The organism is Marinobacter sp. F3R11, from assembly GCF_003318275.1.
Lineage (GTDB): Bacteria > Pseudomonadota > Gammaproteobacteria > Pseudomonadales > Oleiphilaceae > Marinobacter.
In genome coordinates, this window is sequence record NZ_QOCH01000015.1 from 1,257,756 (window position 1) to 1,274,642 (window position 16,887).

Annotated in this window: 15 protein-coding genes; 5 read left to right on the top strand and 10 right to left on the bottom strand. The window is 54.9% G+C overall.

All coding sequences use genetic code 11. The features are described from left to right. Nucleotides 1-201: 201 nt before the first annotated feature. The 5 genes from DS878_RS14185 to rlmE form a co-directional block, all read right to left on the bottom strand. Nucleotides 202-1,506, bottom strand: coding sequence for a hypothetical protein (locus DS878_RS14185; protein ID WP_113816561.1), 1,305 nt, complete (start codon nt 1,504-1,506; stop codon nt 202-204). Nucleotides 1,507-1,603: 97 nt separating this feature from the next. Further along, nucleotides 1,604-2,059, bottom strand: coding sequence for a DUF302 domain-containing protein (locus DS878_RS14190; RefSeq protein ID WP_113816562.1), 456 nt, complete (start codon nt 2,057-2,059; stop codon nt 1,604-1,606). A gap of 104 nt (nt 2,060-2,163) precedes the next feature. Continuing rightward, nucleotides 2,164-2,922 (bottom strand): SGNH/GDSL hydrolase family protein, encoded by a 759-nt coding sequence (locus tag DS878_RS14195; protein WP_113816563.1) that lies wholly within the window; start codon nt 2,920-2,922, stop codon nt 2,164-2,166. A gap of 15 nt (nt 2,923-2,937) precedes the next feature. Continuing rightward, nucleotides 2,938-3,228, bottom strand: a complete 291-nt coding sequence (locus tag DS878_RS14200) for an encapsulin-associated ferritin-like protein (RefSeq protein ID WP_113816564.1) — start codon at nt 3,226-3,228, stop codon at nt 2,938-2,940. A gap of 165 nt (nt 3,229-3,393) precedes the next feature. Beyond that, nucleotides 3,394-4,014 carry a 23S rRNA (uridine(2552)-2'-O)-methyltransferase RlmE gene (gene rlmE, locus DS878_RS14205; RefSeq protein WP_113816565.1) on the bottom strand — a complete coding sequence of 207 codons (621 nt, stop codon included), beginning with the start codon at nt 4,012-4,014 and terminating at the stop codon, nt 3,394-3,396. Nucleotides 4,015-4,185: 171 nt separating this feature from the next. Between rlmE and DS878_RS14210 the strand changes: the two genes are divergently transcribed. From DS878_RS14210 to DS878_RS14220, 3 genes are all read left to right on the top strand, one after another. Beyond that, entirely contained in the window at nt 4,186-5,823 is a 1,638-nt protein-coding gene (locus tag DS878_RS14210) for an NAD(P)/FAD-dependent oxidoreductase (protein WP_113816566.1), read from the top strand. Next, on the top strand, nt 5,820-6,554 hold the full coding sequence (locus tag DS878_RS14215; protein WP_113816567.1) for a TrmH family RNA methyltransferase: 735 nt from the start codon (nt 5,820-5,822) through the stop codon (nt 6,552-6,554). Before DS878_RS14210 ends, DS878_RS14215 begins: the two co-directional genes overlap by 4 nt. Nucleotides 6,555-6,685: 131 nt before the next feature. Further along, nucleotides 6,686-7,354: a transglutaminase-like domain-containing protein gene (locus DS878_RS14220; protein ID WP_113816726.1), complete on the top strand. Its 669-nt coding sequence runs from the start codon at nt 6,686-6,688 to the stop codon at nt 7,352-7,354. On the opposite strand, the gene DS878_RS14225 is transcribed toward DS878_RS14220, so the two are convergent. Together DS878_RS14225 and ahpF are read right to left on the bottom strand one after the other, a co-directional pair. After that, on the bottom strand, nt 7,282-8,448 hold the full coding sequence (locus DS878_RS14225; protein ID WP_148707082.1) for an ABC transporter substrate-binding protein: 1,167 nt from the start codon (nt 8,446-8,448) through the stop codon (nt 7,282-7,284). The genes DS878_RS14220 and DS878_RS14225 overlap by 73 nt on opposite strands. A 282-nt stretch (nt 8,449-8,730) precedes the next feature. Further along, nucleotides 8,731-10,296, bottom strand: coding sequence for an alkyl hydroperoxide reductase subunit F (gene ahpF, locus DS878_RS14230; protein WP_113816569.1), 1,566 nt, complete (start codon nt 10,294-10,296; stop codon nt 8,731-8,733). A gap of 285 nt (nt 10,297-10,581) precedes the next feature. Here ahpF and DS878_RS14235 point away from each other — a divergent pair, with 285 nt between their 5' ends. Beyond that, on the top strand, nt 10,582-11,313 hold the full coding sequence (locus DS878_RS14235; protein ID WP_113816570.1) for a DUF3581 domain-containing protein: 732 nt from the start codon (nt 10,582-10,584) through the stop codon (nt 11,311-11,313). A gap of 76 nt (nt 11,314-11,389) precedes the next feature. Continuing rightward, nucleotides 11,390-14,248, top strand: coding sequence for a cation-translocating P-type ATPase (locus DS878_RS14240; protein WP_113816571.1), 2,859 nt, complete (start codon nt 11,390-11,392; stop codon nt 14,246-14,248). Between the two features lie 103 nt (nt 14,249-14,351). Here the strand turns inward: DS878_RS14240 and ahpC are convergent, their stop codons facing one another. The 3 genes from ahpC to DS878_RS14255 all read right to left on the bottom strand — a co-directional run bounded on the left by ahpC (nt 14,352) and on the right by DS878_RS14255 (nt 16,847). Beyond that, nucleotides 14,352-14,915 carry an alkyl hydroperoxide reductase subunit C gene (gene ahpC / locus DS878_RS14245; protein ID WP_113816572.1) on the bottom strand — a complete coding sequence of 188 codons (564 nt, stop codon included), beginning with the start codon at nt 14,913-14,915 and terminating at the stop codon, nt 14,352-14,354. 143 nt (nt 14,916-15,058) lie between these two features. After that, nucleotides 15,059-16,363 (bottom strand): TRAP transporter large permease, encoded by a 1,305-nt coding sequence (locus DS878_RS14250; protein WP_113816573.1) that lies wholly within the window; start codon nt 16,361-16,363, stop codon nt 15,059-15,061. Next, complete coding sequence (locus DS878_RS14255) at nt 16,353-16,847, bottom strand: TRAP transporter small permease (RefSeq protein ID WP_113816574.1); 495 nt, start codon at nt 16,845-16,847, stop codon at nt 16,353-16,355. The genes DS878_RS14250 and DS878_RS14255 overlap by 11 nt, the downstream gene beginning before the upstream one ends. Between the last annotated feature and the right edge of the window lie 40 nt (nt 16,848-16,887).

The window sequence follows — 16,887 nt, forward strand, 5'->3', positions numbered from 1 at the left end:
AAATTCATGGGATACAAAGACGACTACAGTCACGCGCCGTTATCGGGGTGACGTCCTCTGACAGGTCGTATGGGTGGTTTGCAACGCGACTTTAGAGCCGGAAACTGCAGAATCCCTAGAGGCAGGATGCACGTACAATAACAGAGGCATGGGGATTTAGCTATAAGTGATTATGGCGGGGCGGCACATGCCGGCAGAGCCTTATATCAGAGCAAGGGTAACACCGGAAGCAAGCAGGCTCGCAGCAAGAAGGCCGGCAAGCGACAGCCGGAGATTCCAGAGAAAGGAGGCATCCGTCGCCTTATAACCGGTCAAACGTTCCATGATAAGAGCGTTGGCCGCAAAGGGGGTTCCAAACGCGGTAACCCCCCACCCGGTTACCATACCGATACCCAGACCAATCAATGCATTAGCCGGCCAGATCCCTCCGAGAATGCCTCCCGACAGAGTGCCAATAACAATGGGATTAACACCAGCCAGACCGGCAGCGAAGTAGATCCAGGGTACGCAGGCCGCCAGAACCGGCCAAATCCAGACGGGCATATCGGGATCGCCGTTAATCTGCCCCAGCACAGCGCCACTGATAATGGAACCGATAAACGCTGAGCCACCCACAATAGCCAGTTCGTTGCTGACGTTGGCCATGCTCACCAGTGGCGGGTTTGTTTTCCGGCTCCAGGCCAGCAGCCTTGCACCAACCACCGCCCCCATACAGCTCAGGGTTACCGCGTGGGCATAACTGATCGGGTACCAATGGCTGAGCAGGAACACGCCCGCACAAATTGCCAGGATAAGAGCACCAAACCTTAGCCAGGGTGCCAGGCCTGCACTTGGCTCGGAGGTATCGGTTTCCTGCAGGGTTTCAGGTTCACGCCAGATTAACCCACACAGTATGAGCGCGGCGGAAAACGGGACGGTAAACAATAACAAATCAAGGCTGCCAAGCCCTGGCAGAAGGGTGAGTGTCAGTACCACTGAAATCGATAGTGGAGAAAACGTAGGCGATACACCAAACCCTCGCAATACCGCCCGGGTAGCGTTGCGGGTAGCTGGCGAATTGCCGTCACTGCGAACACGCTCGCCAACCAGGCTGCCAACAACAGCCACGGAGCCAAAGTTAAGAGGTATAGAAACGAGAGAAGTACCAAACGCAAGGCTCAGATAGCGGGCCAGTGGCTTACCGGCAAAAAGGCTGCCCGAAATCTGTTGTAAATCGCGGGTTCTGCTGAGCACGGAGGAAAGCAGCATAACCGCCAGAACAAGCCCCGCCAGTCGCCCCATGTTCCCAGCAGCAGAACCAATCAGCCCGGGATCCCGACCCAGGGCAAACACCAGGCTCAGCCCGGCTACAAGGAATACCGCCTTGGGCACCCGCCGCATGTCCCGCCAGCCCAGAATCACCGCCAGGCTGACTGCCCCGGCACCCAGGAAGGCCATACCCGGAACCAGCGCCAGAATGGCTGCAATAAGCGCGATATAAGCGAGAGCAGAGCGTACCAGTTGCAATGAGAAATTTCCTGAACGTAGAAACTGGTAAGCCTAACTATTCAACTCAGTGCCGGGTATCCGCAATTATGAGGATACCCCTGGTCTGCTCCGGGTCTCAGTGGGTTGCCGCCTTGGCAAAGTTCGCCAGCGCATTACCTACCTTTTCAAGAACAGCATCACAACCTTCTATGGAATGCCTTGTTTTGAGGTATTGCGGATCGTTATATCCGAGCCACACCTGCCCGCTTTCGTCTTCCCATATCAGTGCTTTCTGGGGCAGGTCCACCGCCACACTCTGTGCGCACTGCATCAGTGGCGAGCCTACCTTCGGGTTGCCAAAAATCACCACTTCGGTCGGTCGCAGCTCAAGGCCTGCCGACTCAGCACCGGCTGCGTGATCAATCCGGTTCATGATTTTCATGCCCTTTTCGCTCAAAACTGCTTCAAGCTTATCGGCAGTGGCAGCTACACCATGGTTACTTTTTACCACAATCAGGCCTTCCGCAGCCTGGGCCACGCCCGAGCACAGCAGAAAAATAAGGGGCAAAGCAACAGCCTTTAATGTCTTCATATAATGTGTCCTTAAGTGAAAGGTGAACCTCATACTAGACCACTTCGGCCATGCAAAGGGGTCCGGATACTTGATCAGAGAGTTTGTTTTCATTCAACTAAGTGTTAATACGCATGCCCTGAAGACCCGCTAATGCCCTGCTGGATTTCAGGGGTTGGCGCCTGGCCCCCATTGCGAATACAGCCGGCAGAATGCCCGGCCCAGAGCCGGTACGCATCAGGGCCGGGATGAAAACCATCCGAAGCCATAAATCCGGGTTCAAGGGGAAAGGACACACTCAGGTATTCAAGCTCACTGCGACTCTTGCACACGCTCTCCATCAAACCGTTCATCTGCCTGGCCCGCATACCCAGATACCAGCGCAAAGGCTGAGGCAAGGCGGGGAAAAGATGCATAGGCGGAATTGCAGTGAACAGTACCCGGCTAGCGCCCACGCGGTTGATCAGGTGATCTGAAAGCTCGTTCAGGAGCGACAGCCACTGCCGGGTGCTGGTGCGACCGGTCACATCGTTAACGCCAACAGAAACGAGCACCACGTCATAGTGGTCGCCCGGAACAGCGTTGAGAGCCGTCAGCACATCGGCTGCCTTGCGGCCAGTTTCCGCCAGCAAACTCCAGGTCACGCGGTGGTCTCCGGACAGAGCACTGACTAACTGACCCGCCAGGGCATCCTGCTGGTTACTCGCGCCCACACCGGCAGCAGCAGAGTCGCCAAGAATCAGCAGCCGGAGCTCCGGCCCTTCACCAACAGTGCCCTGACGCTCACCCTCAGGCTCAGGCAAACGCGGTGTTATCCGGCGAACATAACGCCCCTGACCAATGAGAACCGGAGCCAGTAAAAGCGTCGACAAGGGATACAGCACAGGGATTACATCCGGTCAGTCGTGGTGGCCAATCGGACCTTCCGTAAACAGGAATTCCCGCAGGTGTTTGTCCATGACCGGATCCTTGCGGCGAATCCACTCAAGAACCATGGCGGCATGTTCTTTTTCCTCGTCGCGGTTATGCACAAGAATCGCTTTCAGCTCCGCATCCTTGCAGGCGTCCACGCGCTGGTTATACCAATCCACCGCTTCAAACTCTTCCATCAGTGAAACGACGGCACGGTGCATTTCGCGGGTATCATCCGTCAGTTCGCCTACCGGCTCATGGTAATTGTCACTTGCCATAGTTGTGCCCCCTCAGGGTAGGTAAATTAAGATACATTCAACACGACAGTACTCTCTGACAATAGCCGAAAATCCGTGGCTTACCACCCTGTCTTCGTTGGAGCCATGGCATGGTGGTGCCTGGCGGGCATATAGGTCTGACGCCGGATATGCGCAGCAGGGATTTCAGCCCTTGAACCCTTTACCAACCACATAGACTTCCCGGGAGCGGGCGCGGGAAGAATCCGGCTTACGCACCACTACCTTGTCGAACACCGCCCTGACGGCTTTCAGGTAGTCATCGTAGCCTTCACCCTGAAACACCTTGGCCACAAAGCTGCCCCTGGGTTTGAGCACCTGGCAAGCCATATCCAGCGCCAGCTCTATCAGATACATGGAGGATGCCTGGTCAGCCACTGTTACCCCGCTGATATTCGGCGCCATATCTGAAATGACCACATCCACAGGGCTATCCCCGAGCGTGGCCATGATCTCTTCGAATACCGTGTTCTCAGTAAAATCTCCCTGAATAAACTCCACTCCGGCAATCGCAGCCATAGGCAGTATGTCGGAGGCCACCACCCGGCCCTTGTGGCCGACCAGTTTAACCGCCACTTGCGACCAGCCACCTGGCGCAGAGCCAAGGTCCATCACCACCATATTGGGAGCAATCAGCCGGTCCTTCTTGTTGATTTCAAGAAGCTTGTAGCTGGCCCGCGAGCGATAGCCGTCTACCTGCGCCTGTTTTACGAAGGGATCATTCACGTGCTCTTCAAGCCAGCGGTTACTGCTTTTGGATCGGGCCATAGGGACTCATCAAAAGGGGAAAGCGGACGGGTTATTCTACGTGCCCAGCCCGCCTGCGGCAAAATCCTGACAACCGGGCCGGGCGCACGTACAATTGCCGCAACATTTTCCAACTCTTATAGAACCGGCAAGTAACCCGTCATCGACGGGAAAGGCCGGGCAGGACGTACTATGATCCGCCTTACTGAACTGGCGCTGCCACTGGACCACCCCGAAAGCGCACTGCGGGCCGCAATTGTTGAGCGACTGGGCATTGACGACTCAGACCTGGCTGACTTCACTGTGTTCAAACGCAGCTACGACGCCCGCAAAAAGAACACCGAGATCAAATTCGTTTACATCATTGATCTGAATGTTCGGGATGAAGAGGCTGTTCTGGCCCGTTTTGAAAAAGACCAGCACGTTCGGCTTGCACCGGATACCACTTACTATCCTGTCGCCCGGGCACCCGCAGATCTCACCGAGCGCCCGATTGTAATCGGATTCGGCCCCTGTGGGCTCTTTGCTGCTCTGATCCTTGCCCAGATGGGGTTCCGTCCGATCGTACTGGAACGCGGCAAGAACGTGCGCAGCCGTACCAAAGATACCTGGGCGCTGTGGCGGAAAAAGCAACTGTCGCCGGAATCCAACGTTCAGTTTGGTGAAGGCGGTGCAGGCCTGTTCTCGGACGGCAAGCTCTATAGCCAGATCAAGGACCCGAAATTTTTCGGTCGCAAGGTAATGCACGAGTTTATCCGGGCCGGTGCACCGGAAGAGATCCTGTACGTCAGCAAACCCCACATAGGAACCTTCCGGCTGACGGGTGTGGTGTCCACCATGCGCGAGGAAATTATCCGCCTGGGGGGCGAGATCCGCTTTGAAAGCAAGGTCACAGACCTGCTTATCGAAAACGGACGCATCGAAGGCGTGGAACTGGACACCGGAGAACGCCTGCATAGCCGGTACGTCATTCTGTCTGTCGGTCACAGTGCGCGTGATGTCTTCCGTATGCTCCAGCGCAACGGCGTGTTTATTGAAGCCAAGCCCTTCGCCATCGGCTTTCGTATAGAGCACCCGCAATCGCTCATCGACAACGCTCGTTTAGGCAAATACGCCGGTCATCCTGCGTTGGGAGCCGCAGACTATAAACTGGTGTACCACGCCAGCAACGGGCGCGCAGTTTACAGTTTTTGCATGTGCCCCGGGGGAACCGTAGTCGCTGCAACCTCGGAACCCGGCCGGGTCGTCACCAATGGCATGAGCCAGTATTCCCGCAATGAGCGCAACGCCAATGCCGGCATTGTGGTGGCTATTCATCCGGAAGAAGACTTTCCCGGAGGCCCTCTGGCTGGTGTGGATCTGCAGGAAGCTCTGGAATCAAAAGCCTATGCGCTTGGCGGCAGTGATTATTGCGCGCCCGCACAACTGGTGGGGGATTTCATCAAGCGCAAACCCTCCAGCAAACTGGGCGAAGTCGAGCCTTCCTACAAGCCTGGTATCAAACTGGGCGATCTCGCGCCCTCCCTGCCCTCATACGCCATTGAAGCCATCCGTGAGGCCCTGCCTGCTTTCGGCAAGCAGATACGTGGCTTCGACCGGAAAGACGCCATTCTGACCGGTATTGAAACCCGCACCTCCTCGCCGGTGCGCATCACCCGGGATCGCACAACCCTGCAAAGCCTGAATACACGAGGGCTGTATCCGGCAGGCGAAGGAGCCGGCTATGCTGGTGGTATCCTCTCGGCCGGCGTAGACGGCATCAAGGTTGCCGAGGCCCTGGCCCTGGCCATGCTGGAAGATCGTAAAACCAACGGCGGAACGCCATCGTGAAGCTGGACGACATAAAAAAACTACACCAGAAAAAATACCGGCAGGCACTGGGCCACTATCTGGTAGAAGGCGAACATCTGGTGCTCGAGTTGCAGAAGGCAGCAGCCCGCCAGCCCGCGCTATTCGCTTCAGAACTATACGTTACCGGTGCTTATGAACATTGGCAAAGCCCGTTCAGAACTCACCAGGTCAACGACCGGCAGATGGCCCAGCTCGCTGACACCCGGACGCCCCAGGGGATTCTGGCTGTAGTACCCATGCCGGGCAACGACCTTGAGCCAGTGCAGGAACCGGGCGAAAAAGCCATCTATCTGCATGAAGTTCAGGACCCCGGGAATCTCGGAACGATTTTACGCACTCTGGCCTGGTTTGGTGGTTTTCGCTGCCTGCTGAGCCCCGGCAGCGTCGACCCTTACAACCCTAAAGTTGTGCGTGCCAGTATGGGTGCTATCTTCCATGTCCCGCTGGAAACCGAGGTATCCCTGGGCAGCCTGACCCACAGGTACAAATCCATTGCCTGCCTCGATCTGCAAGGTGAGAAACTGACAACAAAGTCTTTCGGCATGCATGACTGTTACCTGTTTGGTAACGAAGCCCGGGGCGTTCCCCGCGAAGCGCTGGTCCAACTGGCGGCGACGCCTTACACCATTCCGGGCAAGGGCGAAATTGAATCCCTTAATCTGGCCTCGGCAGTCAATATGTGTGCCTATGAACTGGTGCGCAACGCCTGACATCCCGCCGCAGGCTTCTTTCAGACACACAGGGTGATGTATTTCGACACTCATGGTGGTGGTTATCGTCATTGCCTGCAACCAGCTAAGCAGACATGATCAACGGCCGGCCCCTGAATGGACAAACAACAATGGAAGCATACCTCCAGCCCACTGAGTTTTTTGATTACAATCAGCCCGAGCTGAAAGCCTGGATTGCAGCCCGGCTTGAAGGTGTTCCAGAGGAACCGGTAGAACAGGCGAAAGCCCTGTATCTCGCAACCCGGGACAGTGTGAGCTACAACCCCTATGTATTCCGTGCAGAGCCCGAAACCTTCAGTGCAAGCTACGCCCTCAGCGCCGGCGAAAGCTACTGCATTCCCAAGGCGGTATTGCTCGGCGCCGCAGCACGGTCCATCGGCATACCCAGCCGTCTGGGCCTTGCAGATGTGCGCAACCATCTCTCAAGCCCGAAACTGATTGAATGGCTGCGCTCGGATATTTTCCGCATGCACGGCTATATCGAACTCTACCTCAATGGTCGCTGGGTCAAGGCCACGCCGGCTTTCAACAGGCAGCTATGCGAATTGATGGGCGTAGAACCTCTGGAATTTGACGGTGTGAGTGATTCAGTTTTCCAGGAGTATACAAAAGCCGGTCAGGCTCACATGGAATACATCAACGATCATGGGGTATTCGACGACCTGCCCCACGACTTCATTTTGTCCGGAGTTCGGAACGCCTACCCTCACCTTTTCCCGGAATCAGGTGCAGAACTCACGCCGGGCCCAAGCAGCAGCCTGGAAGCAGATATCGCGTAAGCTTCAATGAGCGCCTTGGTGAATTCGTTTATCAGTTCATCGGCGCTTGGCTGACTTTCTGGCTTACCGGAGCCAGGCGCACGACTGAAACGGCTGAAATCAACGTTTCTCCACTGTTCACGACCCATGATCTTCTCAACGATATCAACGTTGTTTATGTTAGCAGGCTTGAGCTTGTAACTTAGCACCGGTGACGACCTGCCATCCAAGAAATCGGCGCCGAAGTGATAGTCGTGCAGTAGCAGGAGGGTTAGCCCGCCGCCCATAAAATGGCGACCAAAACTAACCGCAAGATCACCACTACGAATCGCGTCAAGGGCCTCGGCTTCCCAATCAAAACCGCCAATCACGACATCCCTTCCAGGCTTCCTTCCCGACTGCCTTGCTGCTTTAACAGCGCCCAGAGCCATACCGTCACTGGCACTCCAGATTGCTGTGGCCTGTGGATGACGCTTTAGCAATACCAGAGTCTTTACTGCTGCCAGTTGGCGGTCCCACTCTGCATCTACCAGTTGCAAAAGCTTGCTTCGATCGGCATCAACTGTGTTCATAAGCCCCTGCTGCCGGTCTTTGGCAGCGGATGAATCAAGGGTTCCGGAGAGTGCAATCAGGGGGACCGGCTGCCCCGGCTCGATCAGGCCGAGGCGGAGGGACTGCTGTTCAAGAAGGATCGCCAAATCGCTACCTGCACCTGAGTCGTCAGACATGACGTGCCCAATCCAGTTCGGCAGTGTTTCTCTCGGCAACCCGACGGAAGCCCTGGTGGACGCCGGAATGCCAGTATTAAACGTGAAAACCTTAACACCCATCTCATTGGCGTACCTGAGCATTCGGGTGGTGACCTGCTCCTTACACATGAACACAAGGTAGTCCGGCTTATGTTCCCGGCTAAGCACATCATCAGCCGTTTGGAGGTAACTGTAACGGTGAGCATTGCGGTCCAGCAGCACTTCAAGGTCCAGATGCAGATCCGCAGCCACTTCTGTCATGAACCCGGAAACCATGTGCCAAAAAGGGGAGTCATCAGGCGATAAAAAGACTACTTCAGGGCGAGAACTAAGCGGAACCGCTGCTCCCAGGCCAGAAAAAGCCATTGACAGGTACAGTAAACAAATCAGTTTCAGTATCGGGCGATCAAACACACAAAACCCCCACTTCTGAAATGTCCGTATTGTTATTGTATTGATGTCATCACGCTACCGAGCATCAGTAGTAGACGCAAGCAGGAATTCAAATGAATACCCCAGCTCACCGGCTGCACCTCCAAGCAGCACTTCCTGCAAACAAAAAAGGCACCGGCTTACGCCAGTGCCTTGCTCTCTCATCAGTTATTGCCCGGCACTCAAATCAGAGATTGTGAGTGCCGGCTCTTCGCTTTATTTCGCAGAATTACGGATCAGGAAATCGAAGGCACTCAATGCAGCCTTGGCGCCTTCACCCATGGAAATCACTATCTGCTTGTAGGGCACAGTCGTAGCGTCACCTGCCGCAAACACACCGGGAATAGATGTCTCGTTACGGTCGTTAATAACGATCTCTCCATGCTGGCTCAGTTCAATATCACCTTTCAGCCACTCAGTGTTAGGCACCAGACCAATCTGCACAAATACACCCTGGAGCGCTACATGATGGCTTTCGCCTGTATTGCGATCCGTGTAGGTCAGACCACTGACCTTGCCATTTTCGCCAACCACTTCAGTGGTCTGGCCGGAGGTGATAATGTCCACATTGTTCAGACTCCGAAGCTTTTTCTGCAGCACCTCGTCAGCCCGCATTTCAGCACCAAACTCAATCAGCGTGACGTGGCCAACAATACCCGCAAGGTCAATGGCTGCTTCTACGCCAGAGTTACCGCCACCAACCACCGCAACATGCTTGCCTTTGAACAACGGACCGTCACAGTGCGGGCAGTAAGCGACACCTTTATTGCGGTATTCCGCTTCGCCCGGCACACCCAGAGGGCGCCAGCGAGCGCCGGTAGCCAGCACAAGGGTACGGGCTTTGAGCGATGCTCCGTTTGCCAGGCGGATTTCATGGGGCATGCCGCGCTCGGCAGCCGGGATAAGCTTTTCCACGTGCTGCATATTCATGATATCCACGTCATATTCTTTGACGTGCTGCTCCATCGCCGCTACCAGTTTCGGGCCTTCGGTATAGGGCACAGAAATCAGGTTCTCAATACCCATGGTGTCCGCTACCTGGCCACCAAAACGATCGGCTGCAATACCAGTGGAAATACCTTTACGAGCCGCATAAATTGCCGCCGCTGAACCAGCCGGGCCGCCACCAACCACCAACACTTCAAAGGTGTCTTTCTGGTTGATCTTCTCGGCTTCTTTTTCGTCAGATTTGGTGTCCAGTCTGGCAACAATCTCTTCAAGTGTCATACGGCCCTGGCCCCAAGGCTCACCGTTAAGGTAAACACTCGGCACCGCCATCACCTCACGCTTTTCCACTTCGTCCTGGAACAAGGCGCCATCAATTGCGGTGTGCCGGACGCCAGGGTTAAGAACACTCATCAGGTTCAGGGCCTGAACAACGTCCGGACAATTCTGGCACGACAGAGAAAAGTAGGTTTCAAACTCATAGTCGCCGTCCAGTTGCTGAATCTGCTCAATAACCTCCTGCGACGCCTTTGAGGGGTGTCCGCCCACCTGTAGCAGAGCCAAAACCAGTGAAGTAAACTCATGCCCCATAGGGATGCCGGCAAAGCGAACACCTGTGTCGCTGCCAATGCGGTTTATCGCAAAGGATGGCCGACGTACATCATTCGACTCCTCGGTGCGCAAACTGATTTTGCTGGACATGGGTTCGATTTCTTCCAGAAGCTGCTTTAACTCCTGGGACTTATCACTATCGTCATAGGCAGCTACAAGCTCAATCGGCTGCTGCAGTTTTTCCATGTACGCTTTCAGTTGCTGCTTGATATTGGCATCCAACATGTAAGGATTCTCCTTATGGATTACTGGTCTGATCGTTTGAATATCGAATCCAGAATGATCTTTGATTTGAATATGTTTAAACGATACGGCCTGGCAACAAAATCCTCAAATTAATTGATCAAACTCGTTTGATAGGAGCCGGCTATCACAGGAAAGCCTGGAAGGTTCTTAAAAGGCGTCTGGTATGATGAAAGGACGAATGGCGCATACCCATACAGGCCAGACACCGGTACCATACCGAAGGACGTTGTCACGCCAACCCTTTGCACTCAGGACAAGTACTACATGTTTCCAGACCGTTATCACTCAGTCCAGGACGGACGCATACATATTTCCGCATCCCAGGCCAGCCTGTTCGCCAAGGAAGTGGCCGGCGATTTCAATCCGATTCATGACCCTGATGCCCGCCGGTTCTGCGTTCCCGGTGACTTGCTTTTTGCAGTAGTGGTTGCGCGTTTCGGGCTTTCCCGGAATATGACATTCCAGTTCCGTTCGCTGCTGGGTGACGGCATACCTCTGGAGTTTCGGGAAAACGGTGACGAGACCATCGAAGTCTGCGATCAGAATGGCAAAGTCTATCTGGACGTCACGCGCAGTGGCGAAGTAACCCGGGACAGGCAGGTTATCGAAGAGTTCATTCGCTGCTACGTGGCAGCCTCCGGCAAGAATTTCCCTCACACCCTGAAGCCTCTGATGGAATCAAAGGGTGTGATGTTCAATCCGGATCGCCCCATGGTGATGTATGCGAGTATGAGCCTTACCCTGGACAGTCTGGATGCCGCCTCTCCGGAACTGGAACTGCATAACGCAGACCTGGAAGCGAATGGCAAGCGCGGCAATGTCACGCTTGATTACCGCCTGCTCTCCAACGGCAACTCCGTGGGAGAAGTGACGAAACATCTGGTATTAGGCAGCCTTCGCCCTTATTGCCAGGATGCCATGGCAGAAGTGATAGAAGAGTTCTATCGCCTGAAGGCACGTGGATCCCGGTATGGTGTCGATACAGCCAACTCCTGATACAGATCGTCTTTTCGTACAAAATATACGGCTACAATGATCTTTCCGAACGTCGCAATATCGAGGATGGAAAATCATGGCCAGCGAACGCTCGTCGGAAGAGCCGGTACCCGCTTACCGGCTATCTCCCGACGCCGTCATATCCGCTCTCGGGACCAACAAACTTCAAGGCCTTGATGACCATGAAGCCCGGCGGCGCCTGGAACAGGATGGCCCGAACGAATTAACGGCCTCCAGGCCCGTGCCAGGCTGGCGAAAACTACTTGCCCAGTTCACCGACACCCTGGTTATTCTGCTTTTGCTCGCTGCGGCCATCTCTATAGGCCTGTGGCTGATAGAGCAAGACTCACCTCTTCCCTATGAAGCCTTAGCCATTCTGGCCATTGTTCTCTTCAACGCCGCCATGGGTTATGTACAGCAGGCGCGAGCAGAACAGGCAGTAGCAGAGTTACAGCAAATGTCTGCCGCCCAGGCCCGGGTTATACGGGGTGGAGAACAGCAAAGCATCCCCGCGGCACGGCTGGTAACTGGCGATATTATCCTTGTGGAAGAAGGCGACACGGTTCCGGCGGATTGCCGCCTGATTCAGTCCATTTCACTGCAAACTTCCGAAGCAGCCCTGACCGGCGAAAGCCTTCCCGAATCCAAGGATCCTGAAACCATCACCGACGATGCTCCTGTCGGTGATCGCCAGAATATGATTTTCAGCGGCACCACGGTTACCTATGGGCGCGGCACTGCGGTGGTCACAGCGACTGGCATGCAGTCACAGATGGGCCGGATTGCAGGCATGCTGGAACAAGCTCCACCTGAAACCACTCCTCTGCAGCAGGATCTGGCCCGGGTCGGCAGAATGCTGGGGCTGGTGGTCATCGTGATTGCTGTCGTGATGATTTTCACCATCATTCTGGCAGAGCACGTCACCAGCTTTTCTACCCTGTTCGATGTTCTTATTCTTGGCGTGGCTCTGGCCGTAGCCGCAGTGCCTGAGGGCTTACCGGCCATAGTAACGGCCGTGCTCGCCCTCGGGGTACAACGCATGGCACGCCGCAATGCCATTGTCCGACACCTGGCTGCCGTAGAAACTCTAGGGGCGGCCAATGTGATCGCTTCCGACAAGACGGGCACACTCACCCGAAACGAAATGACCGTACGCGCCATAGTTACGGCCAGTGGACGGATAACACTGGGAGGCACAGGGTATGAGCCAACAGGTGATATTACTGTGCATGGCACCTCTCCAGGTAATGGTACAGGTACTATCAGTGAGCCTTTGCGTATGGAGTTGGAGCGGGCCCTGACTGTAGGCGACCGTGCAACCAACGCTGTTTTGCAGGAGGATCAGGGCCTGTGGACTGTTCAGGGTGACCCAACCGAAGGTGCACTGGTGGTTGCTGCACGCAAAGTCGGGCTGACTGAAGCCATACTCGACGCGCGCTACGAACGGGTTGGTGAAGTACCCTTTTCGTCTGAACGCAAAATGATGTCCACACTTCACACCGACAGCCAGCATAAAGGCCATATTCAGGTATTTACCAAAGGTGCGCCGGATGTTCTTCTCGGCCGCTGTAACCGCGAACGCGTGGGTGACAGCAGTCGCGCGCTGACACCGGAACGTCGTACCGAGATTCTGCAGGCTAACGAAGAGCTGGCCAGTGAGGCACTTCGCACTCTGGGTGTTGCCGCGAGGTATATTCCGGAAGAGGGCTTTGAACCGGATGATATCGATGAGGACCTCGAAGAGGATCTGATATTCGTAGGCCTTATCGGCATGATCGATCCGCCCCGGGAGGAAGCCAAAGCGGCTGTTGCTCGCGCCCGGTCAGGGGGCATCCGGCCGGTAATGATCACCGGCGACCATCCGGTTACAGCCGCGGTTATCGGCAAAGAGCTGGGCATCTGCACGGATGGCCGCGCCGTTACCGGGGTAGAAATAGATGCTATGACGGACGACGTTCTGATACGGACGGTAGAGGAAGTCTACGTCTATGCCAGGGTTAACCCGGAGCACAAACTGCGAATCGTCAAAGCTCTTCAGAACGGGAAAAACATCGTCGCAATGACTGGCGATGGCGTGAATGACGCACCCGCCCTGAAGGCTGCCGACATTGGCGTCGCCATGGGGATTACCGGCACAGACGTGTCACGCAAAGCCTCGGATATCATTCTGGCAGACGACAACTTCGCTACCATTGTTGCTGCAGTAGAGGAAGGCAGAGCCATTTTCGCGAATATCCGCAAGTTCCTGCGTTACCTGCTGTCATCAAACATCGGCGAAGTGATGACCATGTTCTTTGGCGTGCTCCTGGCCGATGTACTCGGGCTGACCGCAAACGGCACAGGCCTGGCTCTGCCCTTGCTGGCGACCCAGATCCTCTGGATCAACATGGTAAGCGATGGCGCACCAGCCCTGGCGCTCGGGCTGGATCCCGGCGACAGTGAAGCAATGACCAAACCACCAAGGCCCCGGAATGAAGGCGTGCTCACACACAATATGTGGGCAGGGATAATTTTCGTTGGCGTTATTACCGCAGCCGGCACTCTCCTCGTGCTCGATGCATCCATGCCCGGCGGCCTGATCACAGGCACTGGCAGCCTCATCTATGGCCAGACCATGGCTTTCACTACTTTAGTGCTGTTCTCACTGTTTACCGTGTTTATTTCTCGCTCCGACGAACAAAGCGCCTTCGTGGGACTGTTTTCCAATCTATGGCTGTGGGCGGCTGTAGGTGTGTCAGTGTTGCTGCAAATGGCGGTGGTCTATCTGCCTTTCCTGCAGAAAGCCTTTTCCACCGTTAGCCTCAGCTTTGGGGACTGGATACTCTGTACAGTCGTGGCCAGCTCAGTATTATGGCTACGGGAACTGACAAAGCTGATCACCCGCCTGCGTAAAAAAGGCGCGAACAGCGGCCTTATCGCTTACAAGGGGTATTAGTCTGAACGCCTGAATGTAAAAAACCCCGGAAAACCGGGGTTTTTTACTAATAACAGGCCCGTACAACGAGCCTGTATTAATCAGTTCCTTTTCAGAAGGAACCTTAGATTTTGCCAACCAGATCCAGTGAAGGAGACAGAGTTGCTTCGCCTTCCTTCCACTTGGCAGGGCAAACTTCACCCGGATGGTTGCGCACGTACTGAGCAGCTTTCACTTTACGCATCAGATCAGACGCATCACGGCCAATACCTTCTGCAGTGATTTCCATTGCCTGAATCACGCCATCCGGATCGATCAGGAAGGTAGCGCGATCCGCCAGGCCCTGGCCTTCACGCATCACACCAAAGTTGTTGGTAATGGTGCCGTTCTGGTCGCCAACCATGTAGTACTGGATTTTACCAATGGTTTCAGAGCTATCGTGCCAGGCTTTGTGGGTGAAGTGTGTGTCTGTGGAAACAGAGAAAACTTCAACGCCCATTTTTTGCAGCTCTTCATACTTGTCGGCTACATCGCCCAGCTCAGTAGGGCATACGAAAGTAAAGTCAGCCGGGTAGAAGAAGAAAATAGCCCACTTACCTTTCACATCTGCTTCGGAAATTTCAACGAACTCGCCCTGTTTGAAAGCGGTTGCGTTAAACGGTTTGATTTCGCTGTTGATCACGCCCATTGAAAATACTCCTGTTGGTTCGTTTGCGTGTTGATAAGTCTAGGTTCACTACAATAACCAATGAATCAACTTCAGGAAAATTGATTATTCCCAAACTGTCCATAGGCAGTACCTATATTATAACCACCTTGCTGAACATGCTCTTACCAAGGCCCGACCACATAGCCGAGCTTTTCCGGAAGCCAAAGCGCAATGCCCGGCATCAGCGCCACCAATAGCAGGCTTAGCCCCATTGCGGCAATAAAGATTAACGCCCACCCAATGGTATGCTCCAGGCGAATATTCGCAATACGTGTTGTAACCATCAAGTTGACAGCTACCGGTGGCGTAAACTGGCCAATAGCAATATTCATGGCCAGCAGGATACCAAACCACACCGGATTCCAGCCAAAGTGGTTCATCAGCGGCAGTACAATAGGGATGAGGATCAGATAGATCGATACCGCATCCAGCAGCATACCAGCTATCAATACCAGTACCATCACCAGGCCCAGCAGCACCCAGCCGTTTTCGGAAAGTGACAGCAACGCGTCCGCCAGATGCTGGAAGGTACCCAGAGTTGTACCTGCCCACGCAAATATACCCGCCAGCGCAATGATCAGCATGACAACACCAGAGGTCACCGCTGCGTCTGTCATTAAATCAAACAGACTACGCAGACTCAGGTTGCGGTATACAAAGGCACCCACAAATATACCATATGCCACGGCAACCACAGCCGCTTCCGTAGGCGTGAAAAGGCCGGAGCGCAGGCCTCCCAGAATGATAATCGGGGCAAACAGGGCGGGCAACGCCGCCTTGAAGCTGGGCCAGAAAGGCGGACGCTCAGAGGTTTCAGGGCTCTCCCAGCCAAACTTGCGGGCCAGATAAAGCGCCGGCACAAGCAACGACAAACCCGCCAGAATGCCCGGAAACAGGCCGGCAGCAAAGAGCGCCCGCAAATCCACACCGGGCACCACGATAGAATAGAGAATGAGCGCAATTGAGGGCGGAATCAGGATAGCCGTGGAAGACGATGCAGCGATCAACGCGGCGGAAAAAGGCTGTGGGTAACCCGCCTTACGCATACTGGGCAGCATCACCATAGCTACCGCAGCCGCATCGGCTGGCCCGGATCCGCTCATCCCGCCCATAATCAGGCAAACGAGAACGGCCACAACGGTCAGGCTGCCGTGACGTGGACCAATGACCGCCTGGGCGAAACGCACCAGGCTGGCAGCTACGCCTGCACGCTCAAAAATAAGCCCGGTCAGAATAAACAGCGGTATTGCAATAAGCGGATATTTTGCCACGCTGTTGTAGGTATTAGTGCCGAATGTGGCAAGCATATCGGGGGACAAGCCGGAAACAATACCCACAAGCCCACCAAATCCGAGAGCAAAGGCTACGGGAACACCCAGCAACAACGCCAGCAGGAAACTGCCGATCATCAGAAGGTCAGGACTCATGGATAACCTCCGGATCTTTCTTGCCGCGCAGGCGGTCAACGAGGTTTTGAGTCATTCTGAAAATGATCGCCACCGCCATCAGTGGCAGCCAGACCACATAAATCCAGTTTGGCAGCCCTAACCCAGGGGACAACGACTCCCATTCGTACTCCTGCATCGCGAAAGTGACGCCATACCAGGCCGTTACTCCCATTACTGCCACGCCTATAAGCCATTGCAGCACAAACAGCCCCTTCAGAGCAGGTGGCGGCAGATAGTGCTCAACCAGCTCAATGCGTATGTGCTGATTGTTTCGCGCCGCCACCGCTGCGCCGGCGAAAGTCAGTATTACCAGAAGAAACACCGAAAATTCTTCGGTGAATGCAAAGGAAGCATCGGTGGTGTAGCGGACAATTACATTACCAAGACTGATCACGCAGATCGCAATCAGGGCCACAGACGCCAGCCAGGCTTCCGGCCGGAACTTCGGGGATCGGGAGGGCATGAATACTCCGTTTGAGACAACGTCCCCTGACACAAAGAAC